The following is a 24,461-nucleotide window of genomic DNA, read 5'->3' as shown; positions in this document are numbered from 1 at the left end:
TCTTATGGAAGCTTTCGCTTACGTTCTTATTCTAACTCTCGCAGTTGTAACCTTGTTCTTTGCTGTCGCCTTTAGAGATCCGCCTAAATTTGATAGGAAATGAACTAAGTAAAAACCTCTTTAACAAGAGGTTTTTTACTTTTCATAATTAGAAAATTACCCTACTATTAGAGTTAAAGTACACTTTTTCACCACATGCAGTGTCCAACCTGTCAAAACACAGATAGCAGAGTTTTGGAATCAAGATCTGCTGATAGTGGTAAAAGTGTTCGAAGAAGAAGAGAGTGCTTAAATTGCAGCTTTAGATTCACAACTTATGAAAGAGTGGAAACAATGCCAGTTTCAGTTTTAAAGAAAGACGGTGGCAGAGAATTATTTGATAAGCAAAAATTATTTACTGGCATATCAAGGGCATGCGAAAAGACTAACTTCAGTAGTGAAGAAATTATTAATTTCGTAGATGGAATTGAATCACAAATCGTTCAAGACTCTAATAAAGATATTAAATCTTCACATATCGGGGAATTAATACTTAAAAATCTTAGAAAAGAAAACGAAGTCGCCTATATAAGATACGCCTCAGTTTACAGAAAATTTAACGGGGTAAAAGATTTTATTTCTACTCTTGAATCTCTAAAAGGAAGTTCAAAAAACCAATTAGCTTCAATTTCATAAAATTCAGCATCTTAAAGTGTAGAATACATATCACAAATATATTTTGCTTTTAGTGTGCAGGCTAATAGCATTCCTTTCTAACTACCTTAGGTAGTCTGCGATACAACAAATGAACGAAAATTCTTCCCAAACCATTAAAGAAATTTCTGAGGATCAAGAAATTAAAAATTCGTCTGAGTTAGATAATAATTCAGCATCTCAAAATGAGGAAGATTTATCATTCGAGAAGAGCGATATACCTCAAGCAGATTCTTCCTCTAGCAGAACCAATACGGATTTTGACAACGCAGGATTCACTCAAGAAGAATTTGCATCACTTTTGGGTAAGTATGACTATAACTTTAAGCCTGGCGATCTAGTTAAAGGTACCGTTTTTGCTCTAGAGCCCAAAGGGGCCATGATAGATATAGGGGCAAAAACAGCTGCTTTTATGCCTGTTCAGGAGGTTTCAATAAATAGAGTTGAAGGACTTAATGATGTTTTACAACCTTCAGAAAGTAGAGAATTTTTCATAATGAGCGAAGAAAATGAAGATGGCCAGTTAGCCCTCTCCATTAGAAGAATTGAATATCAAAGAGCATGGGAAAGGGTTAGACAACTCCAAAAAGAAGATGCCACTATATATTCTGAAGTTTTTGCAACAAACAGAGGTGGGGCTCTTGTGAGAGTGGAGGGCTTGAGAGGCTTTATCCCAGGCTCACACATAAGTGCACGAAGAATTAAAGATGACTTAGAAGGTGAATATTTACCTTTAAAATTTCTTGAAGTCGATGAAGAGAGAAACAGATTAGTACTAAGCCATAGAAGAGCTTTGGTTGAGAAAAAAATGAACCGACTCGAGGTAGGCGAAGTTGTTGTTGGTTCTGTAAAAGGTATTAAACCTTATGGGGCCTTTATTGATATTGGTGGAGTTAGTGGTCTATTGCATATTTCTGAGATTAGTCATGAACATATTGAAACTCCGCATAATGTTTTAAATGTGAGTGACCAAATGAAAGTGATGATAATTGACCTTGATTCAGAAAGAGGACGAATTTCATTATCTACTAAAGCACTTGAACCTGAACCAGGAGATATGCTAACTGACCCTCAAAAAGTTTTTAGTAAAGCTGAAGAAATGGCTGCTAAATATAAACAAATGTTATTCGAACAGACTGACGAGAACGAAGAGATCGCCACAGCTTCAGCTGAAACACTATAACTTCACTTATATATTTTGTGCACGAATATCAGAACTTAAGCCTCATTAATTCTTATACAATTATTTTTAATTAACAATAATTGATTTGTAACGATAATCTAATTTAGGATATTTCATAATTCCAAAATTATTTGTAAATGAGTGATTTCATTTTCACTTCAGAATCAGTAACTGAAGGTCATCCTGACAAAATATGTGATCAAATTAGTGACGCTGTTTTAGACGCTTTATTGACAGAAGATCCAGAAAGCAGAGTTGCATGCGAAACTGTTGTAAATACGGGTCTTTGTTTACTTACTGGAGAAATAACTTCAAAAGCAAAAGTCGATTATATCAAACTTGTTAGAAATGTAATTAAAGAAATTGGATATGAGGGCTATAGAGCAGGTGGTTTTGACGCAAATAGTTGTGCAGTTTTAGTAGCACTTGACGAGCAATCACCAGATATTTCTCAAGGAGTAAACGAAGCAGATGATGTTAACGATGATTTGGAAGATAATACCGGTGCTGGCGACCAAGGCATAATGTTCGGCTATGCATGCGATGAGACGCCTGAATTAATGCCCTTACCAATTAGCTTGGCTCATAGATTAGCCATTCAACTTTCTAAGGTAAGGCACGAAAACATGCTTAATTATCTACTCCCTGATGGTAAAACTCAAGTAAGTATTGATTATAAAAATGGAGTGCCACTATCGATTAATACCATTTTAATTTCAACTCAACATAATCCTGAGATAGATGGTATTACAAATGAAGAAGAAATTCGTCAAAGAATAAAAGAAGATTTATGGAAGAATGTTGTACTCCCTGCTACTGAGGATTTAGAAATCAAACCAAACATTCAGACAACAAGATTTCTAGTCAATCCCACGGGCAAATTTGTCGTAGGGGGGCCTCAAGGTGATGCGGGACTTACTGGAAGAAAAATTATAGTAGATACTTATGGGGGTTACGCAAGACACGGAGGAGGGGCATTTTCGGGTAAAGATCCCACAAAAGTGGATAGATCAGCTGCTTATGCAGCACGTTACGTAGCAAAAAGTATAGTTAAGGCAAAATTAGCAAAAAAGGCAGAAGTACAATTAAGTTATGCAATTGGAGTTGCAAAACCGATTTCCATTCTTGTTGAAACTTTTGATACTGGCGTTATTTCACAAGCTAATTTGACTGAGCTCATTAATAAGTACTTTGATTTAAGACCAGCAGCAATTATAAAAGAATTTGATCTAAGAAATCTACCCCAAAAAATGGGTGGTACATTTTTCAGAAAGACTGCATCCTATGGACATTTTGGCAGAAGAGATTTAGATCTTCCTTGGGAAAAGGTAGAAGAAAAAGCAGCCCAATTAGCAGAGGCTTCCAAAGTATTTTTATAAAAATATTTATTCTATGCCTGATAATTTTTATGGAGGGTTAGATTTTGGAACCAGTGGTGCAAGAATATCAATAATTAATCTTCATAAAAAATTAATATATTCCAATTCAGTCCCTTATTCATGCAGCTTTAAAAGTCCAAATTCTTGGATCAAGTCTTGTGAAAAACTCTTAGGGTGTTTACCTATTGAGTTAAAAAGTAACCTTCAAAAATTGGCTATATCTGGCACATCAGGAACTTTAACAGCATCAAATTTACGAGGAGAGCCAATAGGAGAAGCAATATCTTATGACCAAGCATGTAATGAACATAAGGTCCTTCTTGATTCATTAACTTCTGAAGAGGATCATCTGCGAACTCCATACAGTAGTCTTGCTAAAGCATTAAAACTAATAGATAAATATGGGACAAATATACTTTTAAGACATCAATCTGATTGGATCACTGGTTGGTTTTTAAAAGATTGGACTTATGGAGAAGAAGGTAATAATCTAAAACTTGGTTGGGATCTGAAAAAAGAATCATGGCCAAAAAGCTATCTCAATACTTCATGGAGAAAATGCCTGCCTCAAATAATAAAAAGTGGGAAAATTATTGGACAAGTGAATTTTGATTTAGCAGAGAGATTTAACTTGAATAAGAAATTAATATTAATCTCAGGCACTACTGACTCTAATGCAAGTGTAATAGCTGCAGGTTTAGACAAAGAAAATGGTCTCACAGTTTTAGGAACAACTATTGTAGTTAAGAAAATTATTGATAATCCTATAAAAAAACAAGGAATTACAAACCATAGAGTAAACGGCAATTGGATATGTGGAGGAGCATCAAACGCAGGCTGTGGTATATTGTCTCAGTTTTTCTCTGATTTAGAAATAAAAGAGCTCAGTAGACAAATAAATCCATCAAAAAACACCTCTTTAAATCTTTTACCTCTTAATAGTAAAGGAGAAAGATTTCCTGTTAATGATTCTAATTTAAAGCCGATACTTGATCCAAGGCCAGTAAGCGACTCTCTTTATTTACATGCATTATTCGAGGGTCTAGCAAAGATCGAATTGAAAGGTTGGGAAAAGCTAGGCGAACTAACAGGTTCACTACCAAAAAAAATTATTACTATTGGTGGAGGTTCAAAAAACCCTCAGTGGAGAAAAATAAGAGAAAATATTGTCAATATACCAATAGTTTCATGTAAAAAAACTACTTCATTTGGTACAGCCTTGTTAGCGATGAACTCAAAATAAAAGTTTTTTTTAGATATTTGATGAAGATATAAAATTTTTAATTAAAAGGGTTTCACAAACTACACATCTTAATTTAAAGTATATAGGTTAGAGCCGGGATAGCTCAGTTGGTAGAGCAGGCGACTGAAAATCGCCGTGTCCCCAGTTCAAATCTGGGTCCTGGCACCTTTAAAACCTCTTCTATGAAGGGGTTTTATATTTTCTAAAAAGTAGAATCTTACTTTTTATTTTGTTTCTAGAATTTAAGATTTGTTAGTTTTCTACTCTGCAGACTTGACCAATAACACCCAAAATCAATTCATCTCCATTAGGATCTTGCCAATCAGCTAAATCATTAAAATTACTATTTACTTCATCTATAGAGACATCAACGTCTCTAAATGATTTTTCAAAACAATTTATATCCATTGTATAGAGAATATCCTTAGTAATTTCACTTTTTGTTTTGGGAATATATTTACTCAATACTCTCACAGAACCATCCTCATTCCTTTTAATACTTTGCCTATCCCACAACTGTTCTCCATATTCACTTTTAGGGACTCCAACCCATTCATGAGGCAAAGCATTTGCTTGTTTTATAAAAATACAAATAGAAACGATTATTGACAGAACTAAACCAATGCTATTTCTAATAAATATTGAACTAACTTTATTCTTAGAATCAACCATGAATACTTGTTAAATACAAAAATCTTTATTCTAGAGTAAATATAAGATTAAAAATTTGTAAAAATTTTTATTGATTAGTATTTCTATTATAGATACAATCAAATATTAAATTCAAAATTTACTTCCAATAAGTTAATTAGAAAGATAATGAATAAAATACAAAAATTTCTCTCAGTAGTTTTTTTTATAGCAATATTCGTTGTTTTAATTTACTTAATCCAAAATTATGGAATTGAACCTCTTAGAAACAAAATAGAAAGTATGGGAATTTGGGCACCTTTTGGAATATTCATACTTAGAGGAGTAAGTATTATTTTGCCCGCTCTTCCAAGTTCAGCTTATTCTCTGCTAGCTGGTTCATTACTAGGATTTCAAAGAGGTTACATGACAATAATCTTCTCTGATATTGTTTTTTGCCAAGCTGCTTTCTTTATTGCAAGAAATTATGGTCGGGTTCCTGTACGTAATTTAGTAGGCCAGAAAGCAATGAAAAAGATTGAAAGTTTTAATCAAAACCAGCTAGAAGAAAATTTCTTTCTTATGACAGGTCTTCTAATGACTGGCCTTTTTGATTTTCTAAGCTACGCAATTGGTATTGGAGGAACTCGCTGGAAAATATTTACTCCTGCATTATTAATAAGTCTCCTAATCAGTGACTCTATACTTGTCGCAGTAGGAGCTGGAGTTAGTCAGGGAGCAGGATTATTTCTTGGAATTGCTCTATTGGGAATGTTTGCTTTAGCGACTATTTCAGGATTGGCAAAAAATAAAATGCCTAAATAACAAAACAGTTGATAATTCTGTAAGCAAAGAAGAAAGATATGACATTTTCGCAAACAATAAATATATAAATAATGATTCATGCAAGAATAGAGTTCGATTAATTTTAAAGTTATTAGATGACTCCATTTAGACCAACTTCATATGATCGCCCTGGAGAACAAATATCAACTACTCCTTCTGGATTAAAAGTAACTTCTGCAAAGAGATTAATGGTGGATTCAATGGTAAGAATGATACAAAAAGCAGAAAATCATTCCGTAGAAGATAAACTTGACGAAGAATCTAACAATAATTAATCAATTCATTGATAAAAGTATAGGAGAGTGGAAATCTATTAGAAGTACGCACACTTTAGCTTTTCAGGAATTTGAAAACTCAACTAGTAAAATATATATAAAACATATCAACAAAAAAAATAAAAAAGTCGTTGAAATTTTTAAAAATTATAAATTTAGTTTAAACCTAGAGAGCATAGCCATTTCTATAAACTGGCAAGCTATTAGCGATTGGGACAATCATGATATCCGTGAGGGAGATGAAACTATTCTGATTTTTTTACCCAAAGATGAAAATTCAGGAATTGTTTTAAGAAATAAAGGTTATACAGAATCCTTTATTTCATCATCCAATTATTTTGTTGATGAACAAAATAATTTACACATTAAAACTATTTATAAATCAACAGTTTCCGAAGAAAGAATTTCCTTTTTGTCCACTCATGTAAGATCCAGATTTTCTACCATTCGAAATCTAGAAAATAACTCAGTAATACAAACGTCACATACTTCAGAGATAAGGAATTTAACTAGTTTAAAAGATTAATTATCCTTTCAAATTGAAACTCTGTTTCAGATATTAATTTAGGAAGAAAGCCTTTGTCTCCATGCATTTTTTTAACTGTTGAATTCAAATCAGAGATAGTTGCATCTCGCATTAATTCAAAAACCCTTCTTGCATTTCTTAAAGGTACACCAAGAGCAAGATAAGTATTTTTAAGATCCATCAAACAACTTTTTTCTAAAACTGATTCGTCATTAGAAATCAAAAGATAAGCAACAATCCTTAGGATTATTTCTCCATCTCTTAAACAAACGGACATCTTGTTAGTTGTATTTAAAGATATTTTTGAATTAAGTGAATCTTGATTTTCGCAAATCATTGCTGTTACAGCGTCTGCTGCGATTGCATGTGAATTATTGGTTATTGAGGTTATTGCATCTAATCTTGAGTTTGCACTATTAATAAATTCTTTTATATTGCTTAAATCATTTAATTTCTTATCGGCTGACAATAGTTGTTTATCCTTTGAAACTGACATTCCTGAAGTAAAAATTTAAAGATCGATCTTAAGAATAATACAAAGCTAGTAAAAACAATATAATTTCAAACTTAACGCAACGCTTCTTAATTAATAACTTTATTCCAAAGTGATAGTTGAAATAATTCAAATAAAAATTTTTTTTTCGCTAATATAAGACTACATTTTTAATAAAGTTTTGGATCAACAGGATTTAAAATTATCAAAGAAACTTATTTCTACATATAAAAAAAGATTGGAAAAAGAAATTCTAGACAGAAGTATGAGATTAAAGATGCCACAAAATAAATTTGAAGAAATAATTAATAACAATAATGAACTTATAAATTTAAAAAAAGCTTTAGAAGATCTAGAAACGGATTCTGAATCTCGTAGTAAAGTCTGATTTTTGAAAAACCCTTCCAAAAGTGCCTCAAAACAACAATTTCCTTTTTAAGTCCCTAAACAATCAACAACTTCAAGCAGTAAAACATGTTTATGGACCACTATTAGTTGTAGCAGGTGCAGGTAGCGGAAAAACTAAGGCACTTACTCACAGAATTGCAAACCTTATTGAAGGTAACTCTATAGATCCCTATAACATTCTCGCAGTAACTTTCACTAACAAAGCTGCTAAAGAAATGAAAGCTAGATTAGAGGTTCTTCTGGCCCAAGAACTAGCTTTTAATCAATTTGGCCAGCCTTGGACAACTCTCAAAGAAATTGATCAAAATCAATTAAGAACAAACGTTCACAAAGACAGGCTTCAGAACCTTTGGATCGGTACCTTCCATTCTTTATTTTCAAGACTTCTGAGATACGATATTGAAAAATATACTGATCCAGAAGGCCTAAAATGGACAAGGCAATTTTCAATTTACGATGAAACAGATTCTCAAACATTAGTAAAAGAAATTATCAGTCAAGATATGAATCTTGATCCAAAAAGATATGATCCCAAAAAGATTAAAAGATTAATAAGTAATGCTAAAAATCAATGCTTAACTTCTAATGATCTTTTAGAAAAAGCAGATAATAATTTTGATAAAACAGTTGCAGAAGCCTACAAGAGATATAGAATATCGCTCTCAAAAAATAATTCTTTAGATTTTGATGATCTTTTACTTTTGCCTGTTTTCTTATTGAGGCAAAATGATATAGTCAGAGATTACTGGCACAAAAGATTTAAACATATTTTAGTTGACGAATATCAAGACACAAATAGAACACAATATGAACTTATAAAATTAATTACGGCTGGAAATACTGAACCAAAAAAATTCTTCAATTGGGAAGATCGGTCAATTTTTGTAGTTGGAGATGCTGATCAAAGTATTTATAGTTTCAGAGCAGCTGACTTCAGAATTTTAATTGGTTTTCAAGAAGATTTTAAGACTTCTATCAATGACGATACAAAATCATCTTTAATTAAATTGGAAGAAAATTATAGGTCATCTTCCAATATACTTGATGCTGCAAACTCACTAATTGAAAACAACTCTGAAAGAATTGACAAAGTTTTAAAGGCTACTAAAGAAAAGGGGGAACTTTTAACGTTACTCAGCTGTGATGATGAAATTTCCGAGGCAGAAGCAATTACCAATAAAATAAAATCACTCAATAACTATAATCAAAACCCAATTTGGAAAAATTTTGCAATTTTATATCGAACCAGAGCTCAGTCGAGAGTATTAGAAGAATCTCTTGTAAGGTGGCGCATTCCTTATACAATTTTTGGAGGATTACGTTTTTATGATCGAAGAGAAATTAAAGATGCAATAGCATATTTGAAAGTTCTGGTTAATTCTTCAGATAACGTTAGTCTTTTACGAATCATTAATGTTCCTAGAAGAGGGATTGGTAAGACTACTATTCAAAAACTTAATGAACTATCTAATAGGTTAAATATCCCATTATGGGAGGTTCTTAATGATAAGCAAAGTCTTGAAGAAACAATAGGCCGATCATCAAAAGGAATTAATAAATTTACTGCAGTTATGAATGATCTACTGTGTTACCTTGAAAATTCTGGTCCAGCTCAACTACTACAACTTATATTAGAAAAAAGTGGTTATTTAAGTGACTTGCTCTCTAATGGGTCTGAAGAATCTGAAGATAGAAGAAATAACTTACAAGAACTAATTAATGCAGCTACTCAATATGAAGAAGAAACAGAAAGTGGAGATGTAGAGGGATTTCTTTCTACAGCAGCCTTAACAACTGATAATGATACGAAGAAAAATAATCCTAACTCTGTAACTCTCATGACTCTGCATAATAGTAAAGGTTTAGAATTTCAAAATGTTTTTATCACTGGGCTAGAACAAGGTCTCTTCCCTAGCCATAGATCAATAGATACTCCCTCACTTCTTGAAGAGGAAAGAAGATTATGCTATGTAGGTATTACTAGAGCTAAAGAAAGAGTTTTCTTAAGTCATGCCAGAGAAAGAAGATTATGGGGTGGAATGCGTGAAGCAACAATACCTTCAATATTTCTTTCGGAGATACCCGAAGATTTAATGGATGGCGAATTACCACAAACTGGTGGTGCTTCAATTAGAAGAGATTTGCATCTTGATCGCTTAACAAGAGTTGATCGGAACAATCCAAATGAATTTGTTAACAAACCAATAAATGCAGTAAGGAAATTATATTCAGGGCCAAGTAAAGGGAAAAGCTGGATAGTTGGAGATAAGCTAATTCACACAAAATTTGGGAAAGGTGAAATAATACATATTTTTGGGAGTGGGGAAAAAATATCTTTAGCAGTAAAATTTGGTGATAAAGGAAGTAAAATTCTAGATCCCAGATTAGCTCCAATTCGTTATGTAAGTTAAAAATCATGAACGATATCTCTGATTACATCCAAGGAGAATTAATCAAAACTCCATTTAATCTATATAACCTTATTACTAAATACATAGAATCTAATAACAATACTAAAGTGGCTTTTGTTGGCGGTTATTTAAGAGATTTGTTAATTAGTAAATTCCACAAAAAATCGTTTTCTGAACCTGTAGATATTGATCTTGTTATTGAAGGATCCTCTATTGCTCTTGCAAAATTTATAAAAAAAAACATTGTAAATGTAGATTTATGTTTGATCAAAGAATTTAATTTATACAACACTGTAGAAATAAATATTAATGACTATAAAATTGATATTGCTTCTGCAAGAAAAGAAATTTATTCTGCTCCAGGCTTAAATCCCACAGTAAATAAAAGTACTATCGAGGAGGATCTTAAGAGGAGAGATTTCTCTATAAATTCAATAGCCTTCGAGGTCTCGAAAAGGGAAATCTATGATCTTTATGGAGGAATTTCTGATATAAAAAGTAAAACATTGAACTTACTTCACAGTAATAGTATTTCAGATGATCCAAGTAGATTAATTAGATGTGCAAAATATGCCTCAAGGTTAGATTTCAATATTTCAAATGATACCCTGAAACAATCTCAAGAAACAGTTAGACAATGGCCATGGAAAAGTTCAGAAACTCATCAGAAAATGATTTACCCTCCTGCAATAGGCATGCGAATAAGGATGGAACTAGCTGAAATATGCAAACACGATAATTTGACTAATGTAATTTCGATAATTAATAAATGGGAAGTTATCTCAATCTTAAATGAAAATATTAAAGTCGATAAACGGTTTTTAAGAGGACTAAATTGGATTAAGAAGTTAAAGGGAAATCATATGCTTTACTTATTAAAAGATTCAGAAGATTTAGAAAAAGGATGTCAAAGATTTTTAGTGAATAATAGTGAGATAAAAATATTAGAAGATTATTTAAATATCAAAAAGATATTAAATAAAAACCAAAAAGATTTCAATCATTTTTCTCCATCAAGTTGGACAGAATTTATTGAGGACAGAAACCTTAATGATGAGACAGTCAAATTATTAATTTGTGATGGAGGACCATACTGGCGTAAATTGTTTAAGTGGTTATTTATTTACAAATTCATAAAATCAAAAAAAGATGGAGAAACATTAAAAAAAGAGGGATGGGAACCAGGGAAGGAGATGGGAAAGGAAATCAAAAGATTAAGATATTTAGAAATTGACAAATTAAATAGAAATTAATTACATTTTTACAACCTCTCCAACCTTGTACCATTTATCCTTTAGAACATTTTCATATTTACGGTTGCAACTAATCAACAAGGGGCCACATGTTTGAGGATCTAATAATAGTGATATTCTCTCGTTAAAAGTCTTTTTATCTAATGACTTTTCGTTTAAAAAATTAATTATTCTTTTTTGATTATTTACTTTATAAATTTTGTCAAATATTTCTCTATTAGATTCAAAGAAAGTACTTTTAACATCTTTTCTTATTAGATCAAATACTCCAGGATAAGCTTTAAATGCAAATAAATCTAATAAAACTTTTATTGGCTCAAGATTATTACTTTGCCGATATAAATTAGATGATTCAACCATTTCTTTAAGATGTCCAATAAATCCATATCCAGTAATGTCAGTGGCAGCATTTACTAATGATTCTTTAAATTCATTTTGAAAAAGATAAATTTCATCAATCAAATATTGCTGACTCTTTACTAAATTATTAATTACTTCAGAAGAACTACCTAGCATATTAATATTTTGCATTTGACCGGCAAAGTAGATCCCAACGCCTAGAGGTCTAGACATCATGAGAATATCTCCAATATTCATTCCAGATTTAAGCCATGGTTTTGCTCCATTTTTTAAAATACCTTGAACTGTTAAAGAAATATCTATTCCTAATGAATAAGGTTTATTTACAAAACTTCTTGCCTCGAAAGTATGGCCTCCAAGTAGTTCGCCTCCATGATCTTCAACTGTTGATTTAATACCTTGAAGTGATTGAGTAAAGAGGTAACTCTGAAATTCCCTTTCAACTTTTGGTAATGAAATTAAAGCCTGCGCTGATGAAAGTTTTGCTCCACATGCCCACAAATCTGAGCAAGCATGCAAAGTAGTAATTTTTGCATTAAGCCAAGGATCACTTACCAAAGCAGGAAATCCATCTACACTTTGCAATATAATATCTTGACCATTTTTATATATCTCAACTGAATCTTCAGGTGATGAGGCAAAAGAATTTAAATTAGAATTTATTAATGATTTGTTCAAAACAAATTGAGGAATTTTAGCTGCACATCCTCTGCAATCATTAATTGAGATACTTTTTTCACTACTTTTCATAATTAGCCTTTTTGATCTGAACTTTTTAATAAAGTTGATATCAATTTTTTGCTTTAAAATCCAAAAAATAAAAGAAGGGCCGAAAACAAAATTGTGATAAATTGCAAAAGCCTTTGGATGATGGCTTGGAAATATATTTAGTATTTGCAATCCGATCTTTTGAGGAAACCACTTTTTTAATGATCTACCTTCTACATCTTTTTTTAGATTTTGTACTAATGTATTTACAACTTTTACTGCAAAAACTCCCGATGCTGGTCTTTTTGCTGAACCTACAACTGCACAATCACCGACAGCAAAGATTCCAGAGAAACTTTTTATCTGCAAATTCTGATTTGTAATTATTCTGCTATGAGAATCCGAATCTAATAATTTTTTTTGTACCCATAACGGAGACGTATTTCCAGTGCATAAAAGAAGCTTACCATAATCAAAATGAAGTTTTTCAACTAATTCAATATTGGAATTCCGTAAACTTTTTAGGATTTTATTATTAATTTTTCTTGAATCACATAATAGTTTTAAAGGTCTATCTCCCCATCTTTTTCTCAAAGCATATGATACTTCAATTGCAGCGAGTCCACTCCCAACAATTACAAATGGAAGTTCATTAACTGAATCAAAAATGTCCTCTTTAAGTATTGAGTCATAAGCACTTAAAAAAGGTTTAATTGAAAAAGCATTTCGATTTTTAACTTGTGATTCAAATTCTTTTGGAATTATTGTTTGACTTCCATAATTAAGCACCAACTTCGAATAATTAACTGAAGGTCTATTACTTAAAACAATTTTCTTTAAATTGAAATCAATATCCTTTACTTCTTCTTCTATAAAAGATACTTTTGCATTTTTTGCTAAAGATTTTATATCAATTAAACTCTCTTCTAATGTGATTGATTTTGAAATTACCGATGGGAATAAAGCCGAGTAAACTAAATGAGAATCTCTAGATATAATTGAAACAGGAATTTCTGGCATTAATTTCGGAAACATTAACCATTTCTTCAATAAAGAAACATTTGAGTGCCCTCCTCCAATTAGTACCAGATGATTAAAAGTCATTTACATCACTATGAATAAAGAACATTTATTACCAATTGAAAAATCAAGATTAGGAGTGATTGGTGGAAGTGGATTTTATTCAATGGATCAAATAGAGTACTCAAGAGAACTAGAAATCAATACTCCCTATGGTAAACCTTCTGATTCAATAAAAGTATATAATCTTGGAAACTTAGAGATAGCTTTTATTCCTAGACATGGCAGAACGCATAGTTTAAATCCTTCTGAAATCCCTTACAAAGCAAATATTTGGGCTCTAAGATCAATAGGAGTAAGGTGGATTATTGCTCCATCAGCAGTTGGTTCATTACAAGAACAGATAAGGCCACTCGATATAGTGGTTCCAGATCAATTTATAGACCGGACAAAAAATAGACCTGCAACCTTCTTTAACGAGGGAGCTGTTGCTCACGTAACTATGGGAGATCCCTTCTGCACAAATTTATCACGTATTTTAAGTGAAATCGGAGAAAAAAATATTCCTGGCGGTAGACAATTGCATAGAGGGGGTACCTATCTAGCAATGGAAGGTCCCGCTTTCTCAACTAGAGCAGAATCTAATTTATATAGGAGTTGGGGATGTTCAATAATTGGAATGACGAACCACACAGAAGCAAGATTAGCTAAAGAAGCTGAAATAGCTTACTCCTCTTTATCTATGGTTACCGATTATGATTGCTGGCATCAAACTCATCAAGAAGTTTCTGTAGAGATGGTTTTGGATAATCTTAGATCAAATACTGAAGTAGCTAATAAAATAATATTTGAAGTAGCCAAATTAATTGAAAAAGAAAGGCCAAAAAGTAAGTCTCATTTTTCATTAAAAGATGGATTAATCACCAAAAAAGAAAATATCCCAAGCTCCACAGAAGAGAAACTAAGGATATTTACTGATTCTTATTAGGCTTATTTGATATAAGTGATTATCAGGTCAAAGTAAGGAATTGTTAGCCTCCAGCCCCAACTCCTTGGTATGAACCATAGAAGAATATTCCTAAAACGAAGATAACTGCAATTCCACCTGCTGTAGCAACAAGCCATAAAGGAAGAGTTCCTTCAGTCCATCTTCTTTCCCATGCAACTGCTGGTCTACCGTCGGGAAGTCTATCTGGAATTCTTCCATCAGGTCCTTTTAATTTACTCATGATTTTAATTTAATTGAAAAAGTAACTGGAAAATAAAATTCCCAATACAAAGACTGATAATAAGCCTAAATAAAGGCTTGTACGATTAAGTTCAACTGGAACTTTGTTAGGATTTTCGTTTACTTGCATGATAGTTAAATTTATCGGGCTACGAATTGCATAGCAGCAATAGAACCTAAAAAGAATACTGATGGAATAGCTAGAGCGTGAACTGCTAGCCAACGGACAGTAAATATAGGATAAACGCGGACTTCAGCAGCCTGCATTGGAGCTTGAGAATTAGTCATTGTTATTTTGTTCTTAAATCTAGTTGAGATTTAGCTTCATATCTTTGTGTTACGACAGGTGCTTTAGATTCAGATGATTGGAAATAACTGTCTGGACGAGGAGTTCCGAAAGCATCGTAAGCTAAGCCTGTATATACAAATAAGAAGCCTGCTATAAAGATAGCTGGTAATGTTACTGCATGAATAATCCAGTATCTAATACTGGTGATTATTTCAAAAAATGGGCGTTCACCCGTTGAACCTGCGGCCATAATCACAAATGTTTACCCTATGATCTTACAGTGTAAAATCATAAGTTCGCGAAGAAATTAACAGGTTGGTTACAGACAGTTGCTAAATCTTTCAAAAATTAATTTTTTTTTTACTATTAAATCGATTTATTTAAAGTTAGCTATTCCATTTAAGGATATAACCACGCTCACCAAGTACAAATCCTTTTTGATTGTCTAAAGCCTCCTTATCAAGAAAAACTATTTTAATGTAGTTTGTTGGCAATTCAGAAGCAATAGGATCTTTATTCCAAGTTTTACCTTGATCTTTACTTACTATTAAAGTTCCATTACCCCCGCCAGCCCATATATCACCATTTGGATCCCATCCCATGTCTAGATAATTGTATCCATTCAGAATTGGGATAATAGGCTTTGACCAATTTTCTAAGTCATTAGTATCTTCATTAAATCTAATTTCTGCTCCTCTAGAAAGCATCCATAAACTTCCTTCTGGATTAAAACCAATACTTTGAACTCTTTTGCTACTTGCTCTTTGATGAGCTATCCATGCGTCACTATCCTTTTCCAAAGTAGAAAAGAAATTGCCTAGACTACTTACACTGACATAATCTCCCTTATTAGTCCTTCTTAAATCTCTTACACCTCCAGAACCAGATGCATCAACAACTTTTGCATTCCATGATTCACCACTATCTGATGTTTCATATATAGCACCTGCAGTGGTAGCCAATTCTGCAACACCTGCATCAACTGTTGTTATTAGAAATGGTTGGCCTGGTAATTTGTTACCTAGAGATAAACGTGTCCAATTCTTTCCTGCATCAAGTGTATGCATAACTAATGAAGGCTGACCTATTAACCATCCCTCTTCCCCTTTAAAATCTATATCTAGAAGACGAAAGTTCTCTTCACTTGGTAAATCTAAATTTCTTTTTTCCCAAGTTTCCCCTCCATCATTAGATTCCATAATAAGTCTATTAGAACCTACTAAAAATCCATTTTTATTATCTATAAAATCAACATCTAAAGCATTAGCCTGGTCCTCAAACTGAATTGTTTTCCAAGGGCTGCTATCACTCATCTTTACTCCTGTAGATGAACAACTGCTCAATACAAAACAAAGGAGAACTGATAAAAGAAGATTGGGAATACTAGTAATAATTTTTTTCATTTGTATATATTAATGCAAAGAGTACAAAGAAAGGAACATAGCGGCAGCAAACGCCAGACCTCCAAAAATCAATATGTTTTTTTGTCCAGGAGGTAAACTGTTAAAACCAAACCCATAAACTAAATTTTCTTCAAAACCACTAGGTTTAGATTTAGGACCTATATCCTTATAAAAATTTTTACCCGCTCGACAAACAGGGCAAGCGAAGGTATTTCCATCTAACTCTGAAAAAGGAGTGTTTTTAGGTATGTTTAATTTTTTATTTCCTTCAGACGGATCATAAATATATCCACAACTTCTACATTCGAATCTATTTTGTTCTAAATTAAGGACAGGTTGTTCAACATTTACTCCTGAGGAGTTTTCAGAAAGTTTTTCTTTCTCAAGGGCTTCAACTATTTTGTTTTCCTCAGAGGCTGGTTGAATGTTTTCACTCACGGCTTATTATTGTTCTTTAAGAACTTTAAAAGATTTTGCTTAATTAAGCGACTTTTATTCAAAATTAATTTTTAAGATGTTTTTATTAACTGGCTATGAATACTTTTTAGGTTTCCTTCTAATTGCCGCAGCTGTACCAGTATTAGCTCTAGTTACTAATCTCATCGTTGCACCAAAAGGCAGAACAGGGGAAAGAAAACTTACATATGAATCCGGAATGGAGCCTATAGGAGGAGCATGGATTCAATTTAATATTCGTTATTACATGTTTGCCTTGGTTTTCGTTATATTTGATGTTGAGACAGTATTCCTTTATCCTTGGGCTGTTGCTTTCAATAGATTAGGCTTATTAGCTTTTATTGAGGCTTTGATTTTCATTGCAATACTTGTTATTGCCTTAGCATATGCATGGAGAAAAGGTGCTTTAGAATGGAGTTAAAAAATTGAAACCACAATTATCCCCAAAAGCAATAAGAGAAATTCGAGAAGGGACTTGCAATCCTCTTGGTGCACCCCAAGTTACTACAGATTTGAGCGAAAATATTATATTGACAAGCTTAGACGATCTTCATAATTGGGCTAGACTAAGCAGTTTATGGCCTCTCTTGTACGGAACAGCTTGTTGTTTTATAGAATTTGCTGCATTAATTGGATCTAGATTTGATTTTGATAGATTTGGATTAGTACCTAGAAGCTCGCCAAGGCAAGCAGATTTGCTAATAGTTGCAGGAACAGTAACTATGAAGATGGCTCCAGCCCTTGTTAGGCTTTATGAACAAATGCCTGAACCAAAGTATGTTATCGCTATGGGTGCTTGCACAATCACAGGTGGTATGTTCAGTGCAGATTCTACAACTGCTGTAAGAGGCGTTGATAAATTGATACCAGTTGATTTATACCTTCCAGGATGTCCACCAAGACCAGAAGCAATTTTTGATGCTGTAATTAAATTAAGAAAAAAAGTTGGTAATGAATCAATTTTAGAGCGCACAAAAACAGAACAAACTCACAGATACATAACATCTGATCACGAAATGAATCTCGTTTTCTCAGAAAATACAGGTGAATATCTAAACAAAACTTCAGCTAACGTAATACCCCCTTCCAAAAAAGAAAAAATAACAGAATTACCTGAAAATACTGAAAAAACTGAAATTATTAATTCTGTAGAAGATTAATGGAAAAAGACAGCCAAGCTACATCCTCAGATACTTCAATAGAAAAAGAAGGGGTTATAAGTCAATCTTTGTCTAAAGATGGGATACCAAATCAATCTTTATCTGATGATCATATAGGAATTGAAAACATTTCTGTGCAACCTAGCAAATTATATGAAGCGGTATCTGCCTTGAGAAATTACGGTTTCAACTATCTCCAATGTCAAGGAGGATATGATGAGGGACCAGGCAAAAATCTTGTAAGTTTCTACCATTTTATAACTGTTGATGATTTTCAAAAAATTGAAAAAATTAAAGAAGTCAGATTAAAAGTTTTCTTAAAAAGAGATTCTGATTTATCAATCCCTAGTTTGTACGAAATTTTTAAAGGAAGTGATTGGCAAGAAAGAGAAACTTTTGATATGTATGGAATAAATTTTATTGATCATCCCAATCCAAAAAGATTATTAATGCCTGAAGATTGGAGAGGATGGCCATTGAGAAAAGATTATATTCAGCCAGATTTCTATGAACTTCAGGATGCTTATTAGTTTATTTTTTTTAATTTGCGGTAAATAAACATAACTGCTCTTGCTAGTCTCCTTGGATCATGTCTTAGTGTTGGAGTTATTCTTTTTGCATATAGTGGTGCTTGCAAAACATAATAACCCTCAGATAATAGTTTTTCTTTATTACATTGGACAGGCTCTGCCCCTCTACTTTCGTAATAATCTACTAATGGAGACTTTTCAAATTGAGTCTGAGATAATATTGAGTCAAAAATTCGAGTATTAACTCCAAAATTTAATAATTGTTTTTCTATTGCTTTGATATGTTGATAGACATCAAGTCCATCTGTTTCTCCAGGCTGAGTCATCAAATTACTTATATAGATTTTGGGAGCATTACTTTGCAATAAAGCATCTACTATCTCTGGTACTAACAGATTAGGCAATAAAGAAGTGTAAAGACTACCTGGGCCAAGAATAATTAAATCAGCTTCTTTTATAGATTCAAGAGCACTTGGAAGAGCTGAAGGGTTTTCAGGTAGGTAACCAATCCTCGAAATTAATTTTTTAGATTTACTGATCTTGCTTTCACCAAAAATTTTTTCACCATCTTCTAATTCGGCCCATAACATAACATCAATATTTGTCGCCGGTAAAACTTGACCTTGTACCGCCAAAACCTTACTAGAGGCTTGAACTGCTTTTTCTAAATTGCCTGTAATTGTTGTTAAAGCTGACAAGAATAGATTTCCAAAACTATGGCCCTCCAGACCAGTTCCCTCTGAAAATCTGTACTGAAATAATCTAGTTAAAGTTGGTTCTTCGTTAGATAAGGCTGCCAAACAATTTCTAATATCTCCAGGAGGTTGCACACCTAATTGTTTTCTGAGAATTCCACTACTTCCACCATCATCGGATACAGTTACGATTGCTGTAATATTACTACTATAGTTTTTTAAGCCTTTCAATAAAGTAGATAAGCCTGTACCTCCCCCAATTGCAACAATATTTGGGCCTCTGTTTAATTTACTTTTAACTCTTAATGCATCAACTAAAAATGTATCTTTTTCTGGAACAAGCGCTTTTTGAATAGAATTAATACTTCTATTTTGTCCAATCCCTATTAATAATATTCCAATAACAAAAATCAATGGTCCCATAAATGAAACAGGCAAAATACTAGTTAAACCTGTCATTACTGAAAAAAAGATTTCAATAAGCCAATAGAGCGGTCTTAAATTTGTCCAAATTACCAAGCCTAATAATGTAGTCAAAAATCCTACCGCAGATGTAAGCATCCATCTTTTTATTACCAATCCTGGCAAAAGCCAACTCAAAATTCTTAAGATTTTGTTAAACAAGGCAAAATTAGACTTTTTAAAGTTTTTATAGTACCTTCTTACCCTTTTTTTACGCTTATACATTAAAAAACCTCTTGAATTATTTTTCTCAAATTTAAAGACTATATAAAATCATTATAAATCAAATTCATACATCCTTTTTTTATTTCTAAAAATAGGCAAAATGAAATATATAGATGTTTTTTATATAAGTTTTGAAAAAATCAAAGCATGCAGTTGAAACAAAAAACCTCTCAATAAACTGGGGGGAAGTTAATGTGCTTAATCAAATAAATTTTGAACTTAATGATGGAGAAAAATTAGCTATTGTTGGCCCCTCAGGTTCTGGCAAATCAACCATATTAAAAATTTTAGCAGGACTAATTTTACCTACCAAAGGAGAATTAAGAATATTTGGTGAGAAGCAAACATATTTGAGATTAGATCAAAATAATCCTCCTGATGTAAGACTAGTTTTTCAGAACCCGGCTTTATTAGGATCTCTAACTATTGAAGAAAATGTAGGTTTTCTCCTCAAGAGAAATAAAAATCTATCAAAAAAATCAATTCATGAAATAGTACGTGAATGCTTAGCTGAGGTAGGATTATTTAATGTTGAGAATAAACTTCCAAATGAATTAAGTGGAGGCATGCAAAAAAGAGTAAGTTTTGCTAGGGCATTAATTACTGATCAAACTCTTAATGCAAAGTCTAAACCTTTATTACTTTTTGATGAACCAACTGCCGGTCTTGATCCCATTGCCTCATCAAGAATTGAAGATTTGATTAATAAGACAAATCATAAAGCTAGCGGATCATCTATTGTGGTTAGCCATGTTCTTAGTACTATAGAAAGAACTTCAGATAAAGTTTTAATGCTTTATGGAGGCAAATTCAGATGGGCAGGCTCTATTGATGAATTTAAAAAGAGTAAAGATCCCTATGTATTTCAATTTAGGAATGGGAAACTTGATGGTCCAATGCAACCGAAAGACATTTAGAAATTATGCGTAGAAGCTTACGAGATTCAATAGTTGGGTTTTCCTTATTAGGAGGAATTTTAACATTCACATTTTTTTCTTTTTGGCTAAGAGGAGTGAGATTATCTACAAAAAATTGGTACCTCTTTGCTGAATTCAATAACGCAAGCGGTTTATCAAAAAAATCTCCAGTTACTTACAGAGGAATCTTAGTTGGATCGATAGAAGATATCTTGTTCACAAATGAATCAATTAAAGCAAAAATAGTTTTAAATAATCCTGAAATTATTCTGCCAAGGCCAGCATTTGCAAGGGTAGTTACAAATTCTTTCCTTGGAGGAGATGTACAAGTTGCTTTAGAAACTAGTGACAAGACAATTCCTAAAAACATTGCAAAACCTATTTCCGAAAAATGCAATACCAAATTAATTATTTGTCAAGGAGACACTATCACAGGTAAACAACTATCAAGTCTCTCAAATATAACTAATAAAATAAGCCAACTTTTAAAAGACACAAATCAAGAAAACTTAATTGAAAACATCGTTAACTCAATTGACCAATTTGATAGGACACAAGAAAATCTTGATGAATTAATTTATTTATCAAAAAAAGAACTAGAAAGAGTTGAGCCTCTAATAAAAGAAATTACAATCGCTGCTAATCATTTAAATAACATTTTGTCTACTATTGATGATAAAGAAACCCTTAATGACATTAAATTGACAATTAATGCTGCTAGGTCTATCTCAACCAAAATAGATGGTATGAGCGATGATTTTGAAAAATTAACACAAGATAAAGAATTAACTAAATCTATAAGAGATTTAACGATTGGACTTTCAAAATTTCTTAACGAAATTTATCCATAAGAAATACTTAGAATTCATTGATAGCATTTAAAGCCATAGCTGCGATTGCTTTATCTGTAGCTTTTGGCAACTGGACGTATTTCCCTTGAGCAGCCTCTGCTAACTCTTTACCAAATCCACTTGCTATAAATTTTCTCTCGGTATCAATTACTAAGAGTTTTATCCCGAGCATGGGATATTTTGAAGCGATATCTAGAACCTCCTGTTTTAAATTGACATTTTCATTTTCGTTACCTTTTCCCTCAACCTCATTTTGTCCTAGAGATAATCCTAATGGTACATTTCCTCGGCCATCAGTGATCCCTACAACAATAACTTGACCTATATCTCCTGTTGAAAGAGCATTTTTTGCTACTTTTGCTGATTGCGTTAGTCCATGAGCTAAAGGTGATCCACCTCCGCAAGGCATTGTTTCTAGCCTTCTTTTCGCTGCAGTTATTGATCTCGTTGGAGGCAAAAGCACTTCGGCCTGGTTACCTCTAAAAGGAATAAGAGCTACTTCATCTCTATTCTCATATGCCTCTGTTAAAAGTCTTATTACAGCGCCTTTGGCACTTTGCATTCTATTTAAAGCCATAGAGCCACTTGCATCAACGAGAAAAATTACTAAAGCCCCCGCCTTTTTTTGAAGAAGCTTTGCCCTAAAATCATTTTCTTCAATAACTATTGATTTATTAGGGTTCCTTAATCTTCTGGATTTTTGATAGGGCGCAGCAGCTCGAAGAGTAGCATCTACAGCAATTCTTTTTACTTTACCTCTTGGAATAATAGGTTTTACATATCTTCCTCTACTGTCACTAAATATGACTGATCTACTACCGCTATTTCCAGCTTTAGCTTTAGCTGATGAAAAAAGCAATAAATCAGGATCAACCATACATGCCTCAGGATCTAATATAAATTCTTCAGGAATTTCTGGAGTAGATTCTTCTTCTCCATCAGAATTATCTTCCTCTTGTTCTTGCTCTTGATTATCATCATTTTCATTAGCTTCAGGTTCAGACTCTTCATTATTTGATTGAGGTGGAGGTGGGGGACTCTGATCCTCCGGAGGGGGTGGCTGTATATCATCATCGTCTGGAGGTACTTGCATTGCTCGTGGAAGAATAACTAACCTTACTGCGACTTTTAGATCCTCAGAATTTACATTCTCATCGCCTCGAAGAGCTGCATTAGCCTTTGCTACTTTTACTGCAAATAATTCTGACCTATGCCCTTCTACACCTCCCCTAAGAGCTTCATTCACTAAATAGGTTATTTGCTCTTTTGTTATCTTGACATCCTTTAACCATTGCCTTGCCAAAATTAATTGAGTAGATAAATTATCGGATTCTTCCGACCATTTTTCCGAAAATTTAATATTATTTTCTGCGTGTGATAAAACAGATTTTGTAATCTCAACTCTTTGAGCATTATCAATAGATTGATCTGCTGAAAGCACAATAGCAAAACGATCTAAAACATGATCTCTTAAAGCACCTTCTTCAGGATTATAAGTTGCTATTAAAAGTGACTTACAAGGATGAGAAAGACTTAAACCATCTCTTTCAATATTATTTTTCTCTCTACCTGTAGCTTCAAGAATCAAATTTACAATACCATCATCTAATAAATTTATATCGTCTACATAAAGAACACCCCTATGAGCCTCTGCTAAAATACCGGGTTGAAATACTTGTTCCCCCGTACTTAATGATGCAGCGACATCAATTGATCCAACAAGCCTATCCTCAGTTATACCAATGGGTACTTGAATAAATGGAGCCTCTCTTACTTTTTTCGGAATTTCTTCAATTTGATTCAAATAATCACTTCCAATTACCTCCTCCAACAATTTATTAGTACTAATATCCCATTCCTCTGGCTTATCTGGATCTAGGTTCCTACCAATAGGTTTTAATGAAGTACCACTATTTTTCTCAGTTAGCTTTTCCAGTATTAATTCATTATTTAATACCTCTATGGGAGGAAGTAAAGTATGTAAACCCCTCGCTAATACTGATTTGCCAGTACCTCTTCCGCCAGCAATAATCACTCCCCCTAAACTGGGATCAACTGCAGCTAAAAGTAAAGATAATTTCAATAAGCTATGACCTGTAATTGCGGCCAAAGGGAAAGCTCTAAAAGAATCCTTTGACTTCATTAAATCTTTTATTTCTCCTTTTTCTTGTAACTCGGGTTTCAAAATCACTTTAAAAATGCCTGATATAGAATTTATCCAATAACTTTGTTTTTTGTAGTGGAATTATCAAATCTTAATATCAAAAATGGCCTATGTATATCCCTCGGAGCAAATATTGATAGTAAATTCGGAAGCCCTCTTGAGTCACTATTAATTTGCAAACCAAAAATAGAGGAAATAATAAATGAGTGGGGAGATAGTTCCAACGAAAAAAAAGAAGAGAAAAGCGAATTTCATGCAAACTTTTTTTGGTCTTCAATTTATGAGACATTACCTCATGGTGTTGAAAATGAGCAGCCAAATTATTTAAATACTCTATTACTTATAAAAAGTAATTCTTTCCCTAAACCATCAAATAAAAACGCGAAGTTACTTTTAAAAGAGCTAAAAAAGTTAGAGAAATTTTTCGGACGAGAAAAGACGCCAAAGGGTAAGAAATGGTTATCAAGATGTCTCGATTTAGATATTCTTTGGTGGGAAGATTTTCATACGATTGACGAGGAACTAACATTACCTCACCCTAGATTCATGAATCGGAATTTCGTTATTACACCTCTATCTGAAATCCTAAGTAGAAGCCAAAAAATAACAAAGTTTGATGATCCAAAATGGTCTATTAATTGATTTACAAAACC

29 protein-coding genes and 1 tRNA gene are annotated in these 24,461 nt (G+C 32.8%); 19 read left to right on the top strand and 11 right to left on the bottom strand.

Going from position 1 to position 24,461, the window contains the following annotated elements:
* The first annotated feature begins 4 nt into the window (after window positions 1–4).
* The 6 genes from A9601_RS18275 (at window position 5) to A9601_RS10755 (ending at window position 4,663) form a co-directional block, all read left to right on the top strand.
* Window positions 5–103 (top strand): photosystem II reaction center protein T, encoded by a 99-nt coding sequence (locus A9601_RS18275; RefSeq protein ID WP_011131951.1) that lies wholly within the window; start codon window positions 5–7, stop codon window positions 101–103.
* A gap of 92 nt (window positions 104–195) precedes the next feature.
* Window positions 196–675, top strand: coding sequence for a transcriptional regulator NrdR (nrdR, locus tag A9601_RS10775; RefSeq protein WP_011817801.1), 480 nt, complete (start codon window positions 196–198; stop codon window positions 673–675).
* A gap of 109 nt (window positions 676–784) precedes the next feature.
* A complete protein-coding gene (locus A9601_RS10770) occupies window positions 785–1,876 on the top strand; it encodes a 30S ribosomal protein S1 (protein ID WP_011817800.1) in 1,092 nt (363 codons plus the stop codon).
* Window positions 1,877–2,013: 137 nt separating this feature from the next.
* Window positions 2,014–3,255, top strand: coding sequence for a methionine adenosyltransferase (gene metK, locus A9601_RS10765; protein ID WP_011817799.1), 1,242 nt, complete (start codon window positions 2,014–2,016; stop codon window positions 3,253–3,255).
* 13 nt (window positions 3,256–3,268) lie between these two features.
* Complete coding sequence (locus A9601_RS10760; protein ID WP_011817798.1) at window positions 3,269–4,498, top strand: FGGY-family carbohydrate kinase; 1,230 nt, start codon at window positions 3,269–3,271, stop codon at window positions 4,496–4,498.
* Window positions 4,499–4,590: 92 nt separating this feature from the next.
* Window positions 4,591–4,663 (top strand) — tRNA-Phe (locus A9601_RS10755).
* Window positions 4,664–4,750: 87 nt separating this feature from the next.
* Here the strand turns inward: A9601_RS10755 and A9601_RS10750 are convergent.
* Complete coding sequence (locus tag A9601_RS10750) at window positions 4,751–5,170, bottom strand: hypothetical protein (RefSeq protein WP_011817797.1); 420 nt, start codon at window positions 5,168–5,170, stop codon at window positions 4,751–4,753.
* Window positions 5,171–5,317: 147 nt separating this feature from the next.
* On the opposite strand from A9601_RS10750, the gene A9601_RS10745 reads away from it, so the two are divergent.
* The 3 genes from A9601_RS10745 (at window position 5,318) to A9601_RS10735 (ending at window position 6,775) form a co-directional block, all read left to right on the top strand.
* Complete coding sequence (locus A9601_RS10745; protein ID WP_011817796.1) at window positions 5,318–5,953, top strand: TVP38/TMEM64 family protein; 636 nt, start codon at window positions 5,318–5,320, stop codon at window positions 5,951–5,953.
* A 116-nt stretch (window positions 5,954–6,069) separates the two neighbouring features.
* Entirely contained in the window at window positions 6,070–6,249 is a 180-nt protein-coding gene (locus A9601_RS10740; protein WP_011375871.1) for a hypothetical protein, read from the top strand.
* A complete protein-coding gene (locus A9601_RS10735; RefSeq protein ID WP_011817795.1) occupies window positions 6,224–6,775 on the top strand; it encodes a phycobiliprotein lyase in 552 nt (183 codons plus the stop codon). The genes A9601_RS10740 and A9601_RS10735 overlap by 26 nt, the downstream gene beginning before the upstream one ends.
* Here A9601_RS10735 and A9601_RS10730 read toward each other — a convergent pair.
* Complete coding sequence (locus A9601_RS10730; protein ID WP_011817794.1) at window positions 6,759–7,271, bottom strand: phycobilisome protein; 513 nt, start codon at window positions 7,269–7,271, stop codon at window positions 6,759–6,761. The two genes, A9601_RS10735 and A9601_RS10730, sit on opposite strands and share 17 nt — an antisense overlap.
* 178 nt (window positions 7,272–7,449) lie before the next feature.
* Between A9601_RS10730 and A9601_RS10725 the strand changes: the two genes are divergently transcribed.
* From A9601_RS10725 to A9601_RS10715, 3 genes are read left to right on the top strand one after another with little or no spacing between them, the layout of a single operon-like run.
* Window positions 7,450–7,656, top strand: a complete 207-nt coding sequence (locus A9601_RS10725; RefSeq protein ID WP_011817793.1) for a hypothetical protein — start codon at window positions 7,450–7,452, stop codon at window positions 7,654–7,656.
* A 22-nt stretch (window positions 7,657–7,678) separates the two neighbouring features.
* Window positions 7,679–10,087, top strand: coding sequence for a UvrD-helicase domain-containing protein (locus A9601_RS10720; protein ID WP_011817792.1), 2,409 nt, complete (start codon window positions 7,679–7,681; stop codon window positions 10,085–10,087).
* Window positions 10,088–10,092: 5 nt separating this feature from the next.
* Window positions 10,093–11,340 (top strand): CCA tRNA nucleotidyltransferase, encoded by a 1,248-nt coding sequence (locus A9601_RS10715; protein ID WP_011817791.1) that lies wholly within the window; start codon window positions 10,093–10,095, stop codon window positions 11,338–11,340.
* Here A9601_RS10715 and selD read toward each other — a convergent pair whose 3' ends face one another.
* Window positions 11,341–13,512: a selenide, water dikinase SelD gene (selD, locus tag A9601_RS10710; RefSeq protein ID WP_011817790.1), complete on the bottom strand. Its 2,172-nt coding sequence runs from the start codon at window positions 13,510–13,512 to the stop codon at window positions 11,341–11,343. It lies immediately after the preceding gene.
* Between the two features lie 10 nt (window positions 13,513–13,522).
* Between selD and mtnP the strand changes: the two genes are divergently transcribed.
* Window positions 13,523–14,416 (top strand): S-methyl-5'-thioadenosine phosphorylase, encoded by an 894-nt coding sequence (gene mtnP, locus A9601_RS10705; RefSeq protein ID WP_011817789.1) that lies wholly within the window; start codon window positions 13,523–13,525, stop codon window positions 14,414–14,416.
* Window positions 14,417–14,459: 43 nt separating this feature from the next.
* Here mtnP and A9601_RS10700 read toward each other — a convergent pair whose 3' ends face one another.
* From A9601_RS10700 to A9601_RS10680, 6 genes are all read right to left on the bottom strand, one after another.
* Window positions 14,460–14,657, bottom strand: coding sequence for a photosystem II reaction center protein J (locus A9601_RS10700; protein ID WP_011375864.1), 198 nt, complete (start codon window positions 14,655–14,657; stop codon window positions 14,460–14,462).
* Between the two features lie 9 nt (window positions 14,658–14,666).
* Window positions 14,667–14,786 (bottom strand): photosystem II reaction center protein L, encoded by a 120-nt coding sequence (locus A9601_RS18270; RefSeq protein ID WP_002806119.1) that lies wholly within the window; start codon window positions 14,784–14,786, stop codon window positions 14,667–14,669.
* An 11-nt stretch (window positions 14,787–14,797) separates the two neighbouring features.
* Window positions 14,798–14,944, bottom strand: a complete 147-nt coding sequence (gene psbF / locus A9601_RS10695) for a cytochrome b559 subunit beta (RefSeq protein WP_011375863.1) — start codon at window positions 14,942–14,944, stop codon at window positions 14,798–14,800.
* 2 nt (window positions 14,945–14,946) lie between these two features.
* Window positions 14,947–15,195, bottom strand: a complete 249-nt coding sequence (psbE, locus tag A9601_RS10690) for a cytochrome b559 subunit alpha (protein WP_002806020.1) — start codon at window positions 15,193–15,195, stop codon at window positions 14,947–14,949.
* 136 nt (window positions 15,196–15,331) lie between these two features.
* A complete protein-coding gene (locus tag A9601_RS10685) occupies window positions 15,332–16,348 on the bottom strand; it encodes a photosynthesis system II assembly factor Ycf48 (RefSeq protein WP_011817788.1) in 1,017 nt (338 codons plus the stop codon).
* 9 nt (window positions 16,349–16,357) lie between these two features.
* Window positions 16,358–16,786, bottom strand: a complete 429-nt coding sequence (locus A9601_RS10680; RefSeq protein ID WP_011817787.1) for a rubredoxin — start codon at window positions 16,784–16,786, stop codon at window positions 16,358–16,360.
* Between the two features lie 76 nt (window positions 16,787–16,862).
* Here A9601_RS10680 and A9601_RS10675 point away from each other — a divergent pair, with 76 nt between their 5' ends.
* The 3 genes from A9601_RS10675 to A9601_RS10665 are packed head-to-tail and all read left to right on the top strand — an operon-like array spanning window position 16,863 to window position 18,494.
* Entirely contained in the window at window positions 16,863–17,225 is a 363-nt protein-coding gene (locus A9601_RS10675) for an NAD(P)H-quinone oxidoreductase subunit 3 (protein ID WP_011817786.1), read from the top strand.
* A gap of 4 nt (window positions 17,226–17,229) precedes the next feature.
* A complete protein-coding gene (locus A9601_RS10670; protein ID WP_011817785.1) occupies window positions 17,230–17,964 on the top strand; it encodes an NADH dehydrogenase subunit K in 735 nt (244 codons plus the stop codon).
* A complete protein-coding gene (locus A9601_RS10665; protein WP_011817784.1) occupies window positions 17,964–18,494 on the top strand; it encodes an NAD(P)H-quinone oxidoreductase subunit J in 531 nt (176 codons plus the stop codon). Before A9601_RS10670 ends, A9601_RS10665 begins: the two co-directional genes overlap by 1 nt.
* On the opposite strand, the gene A9601_RS10660 is transcribed toward A9601_RS10665, so the two are convergent.
* Window positions 18,491–19,876: a gluconeogenesis factor YvcK family protein gene (locus A9601_RS10660; RefSeq protein WP_011817783.1), complete on the bottom strand. Its 1,386-nt coding sequence runs from the start codon at window positions 19,874–19,876 to the stop codon at window positions 18,491–18,493. The two genes, A9601_RS10665 and A9601_RS10660, sit on opposite strands and share 4 nt — an antisense overlap.
* Before the next feature lie 131 nt (window positions 19,877–20,007).
* On the opposite strand from A9601_RS10660, the gene A9601_RS10655 reads away from it, so the two are divergent.
* Together A9601_RS10655 and A9601_RS10650 are read left to right on the top strand one after the other, a co-directional pair.
* Window positions 20,008–20,793 carry an ABC transporter ATP-binding protein gene (locus A9601_RS10655; protein WP_071813218.1) on the top strand — a complete coding sequence of 262 codons (786 nt, stop codon included), beginning with the start codon at window positions 20,008–20,010 and terminating at the stop codon, window positions 20,791–20,793.
* A gap of 5 nt (window positions 20,794–20,798) precedes the next feature.
* A complete protein-coding gene (locus tag A9601_RS10650) occupies window positions 20,799–21,644 on the top strand; it encodes an MlaD family protein (protein ID WP_011817781.1) in 846 nt (281 codons plus the stop codon).
* Between the two features lie 7 nt (window positions 21,645–21,651).
* Here the strand turns inward: A9601_RS10650 and bchD are convergent, their stop codons facing one another.
* Complete coding sequence (gene bchD, locus A9601_RS10645) at window positions 21,652–23,787, bottom strand: magnesium chelatase ATPase subunit D (RefSeq protein WP_225866257.1); 2,136 nt, start codon at window positions 23,785–23,787, stop codon at window positions 21,652–21,654.
* A gap of 96 nt (window positions 23,788–23,883) precedes the next feature.
* On the opposite strand from bchD, the gene folK reads away from it, so the two are divergent.
* On the top strand, window positions 23,884–24,450 hold the full coding sequence (gene folK / locus A9601_RS10640) for a 2-amino-4-hydroxy-6-hydroxymethyldihydropteridine diphosphokinase (protein WP_011817779.1): 567 nt from the start codon (window positions 23,884–23,886) through the stop codon (window positions 24,448–24,450).
* Window positions 24,451–24,461: the final 11 nt, after the last annotated feature.

Source organism: Prochlorococcus marinus str. AS9601, assembly GCF_000015645.1.
Classification (GTDB): Bacteria; Cyanobacteriota; Cyanobacteriia; order PCC-6307; family Cyanobiaceae; genus Prochlorococcus_A; species Prochlorococcus_A marinus_O.
This window is presented reverse-complemented; position numbering and strand designations above follow the sequence as displayed.

Bases quoted from the DNA above. Each gene is read 5' to 3' on its own strand.
- A9601_RS18275 (WP_011131951.1), top strand. From the start codon at position 5: ATGGAAGCTTTCGCTTACGTTCTTATTCTAACTCTCGCAGTTGTAACC.
- nrdR (WP_011817801.1), top strand. From the start codon at position 196: ATGCAGTGTCCAACCTGTCAAAACACAGATAGCAGAGTTTTGGAATCA.
- A9601_RS10770 (WP_011817800.1), top strand. From the start codon at position 785: ATGAACGAAAATTCTTCCCAAACCATTAAAGAAATTTCTGAGGATCAA.
- metK (WP_011817799.1), top strand. From the start codon at position 2,014: ATGAGTGATTTCATTTTCACTTCAGAATCAGTAACTGAAGGTCATCCT.
- A9601_RS10760 (WP_011817798.1), top strand. From the start codon at position 3,269: ATGCCTGATAATTTTTATGGAGGGTTAGATTTTGGAACCAGTGGTGCA.
- A9601_RS10750 (WP_011817797.1), bottom strand. From the start codon at position 5,170: ATGGTTGATTCTAAGAATAAAGTTAGTTCAATATTTATTAGAAATAGC.
- A9601_RS10745 (WP_011817796.1), top strand. From the start codon at position 5,318: ATGAATAAAATACAAAAATTTCTCTCAGTAGTTTTTTTTATAGCAATA.
- A9601_RS10740 (WP_011375871.1), top strand. From the start codon at position 6,070: ATGACTCCATTTAGACCAACTTCATATGATCGCCCTGGAGAACAAATA.
- A9601_RS10730 (WP_011817794.1), bottom strand. From the start codon at position 7,271: ATGTCAGTTTCAAAGGATAAACAACTATTGTCAGCCGATAAGAAATTA.
- A9601_RS10715 (WP_011817791.1), top strand. From the start codon at position 10,093: ATGAACGATATCTCTGATTACATCCAAGGAGAATTAATCAAAACTCCA.
- selD (WP_011817790.1), bottom strand. From the start codon at position 13,512: ATGACTTTTAATCATCTGGTACTAATTGGAGGAGGGCACTCAAATGTT.
- mtnP (WP_011817789.1), top strand. From the start codon at position 13,523: ATGAATAAAGAACATTTATTACCAATTGAAAAATCAAGATTAGGAGTG.
- A9601_RS10700 (WP_011375864.1), bottom strand. From the start codon at position 14,657: ATGAGTAAATTAAAAGGACCTGATGGAAGAATTCCAGATAGACTTCCC.
- A9601_RS18270 (WP_002806119.1), bottom strand. From the start codon at position 14,786: ATGCAAGTAAACGAAAATCCTAACAAAGTTCCAGTTGAACTTAATCGT.
- psbF (WP_011375863.1), bottom strand. From the start codon at position 14,944: ATGACTAATTCTCAAGCTCCAATGCAGGCTGCTGAAGTCCGCGTTTAT.
- psbE (WP_002806020.1), bottom strand. From the start codon at position 15,195: ATGGCCGCAGGTTCAACGGGTGAACGCCCATTTTTTGAAATAATCACC.
- A9601_RS10685 (WP_011817788.1), bottom strand. From the start codon at position 16,348: ATGAAAAAAATTATTACTAGTATTCCCAATCTTCTTTTATCAGTTCTC.
- A9601_RS10675 (WP_011817786.1), top strand. From the start codon at position 16,863: ATGTTTTTATTAACTGGCTATGAATACTTTTTAGGTTTCCTTCTAATT.
- A9601_RS10665 (WP_011817784.1), top strand. From the start codon at position 17,964: ATGGAAAAAGACAGCCAAGCTACATCCTCAGATACTTCAATAGAAAAA.
- A9601_RS10660 (WP_011817783.1), bottom strand. From the start codon at position 19,876: ATGTATAAGCGTAAAAAAAGGGTAAGAAGGTACTATAAAAACTTTAAA.
- A9601_RS10650 (WP_011817781.1), top strand. From the start codon at position 20,799: ATGCGTAGAAGCTTACGAGATTCAATAGTTGGGTTTTCCTTATTAGGA.
- bchD (WP_225866257.1), bottom strand. From the start codon at position 23,787: ATGAAGTCAAAGGATTCTTTTAGAGCTTTCCCTTTGGCCGCAATTACA.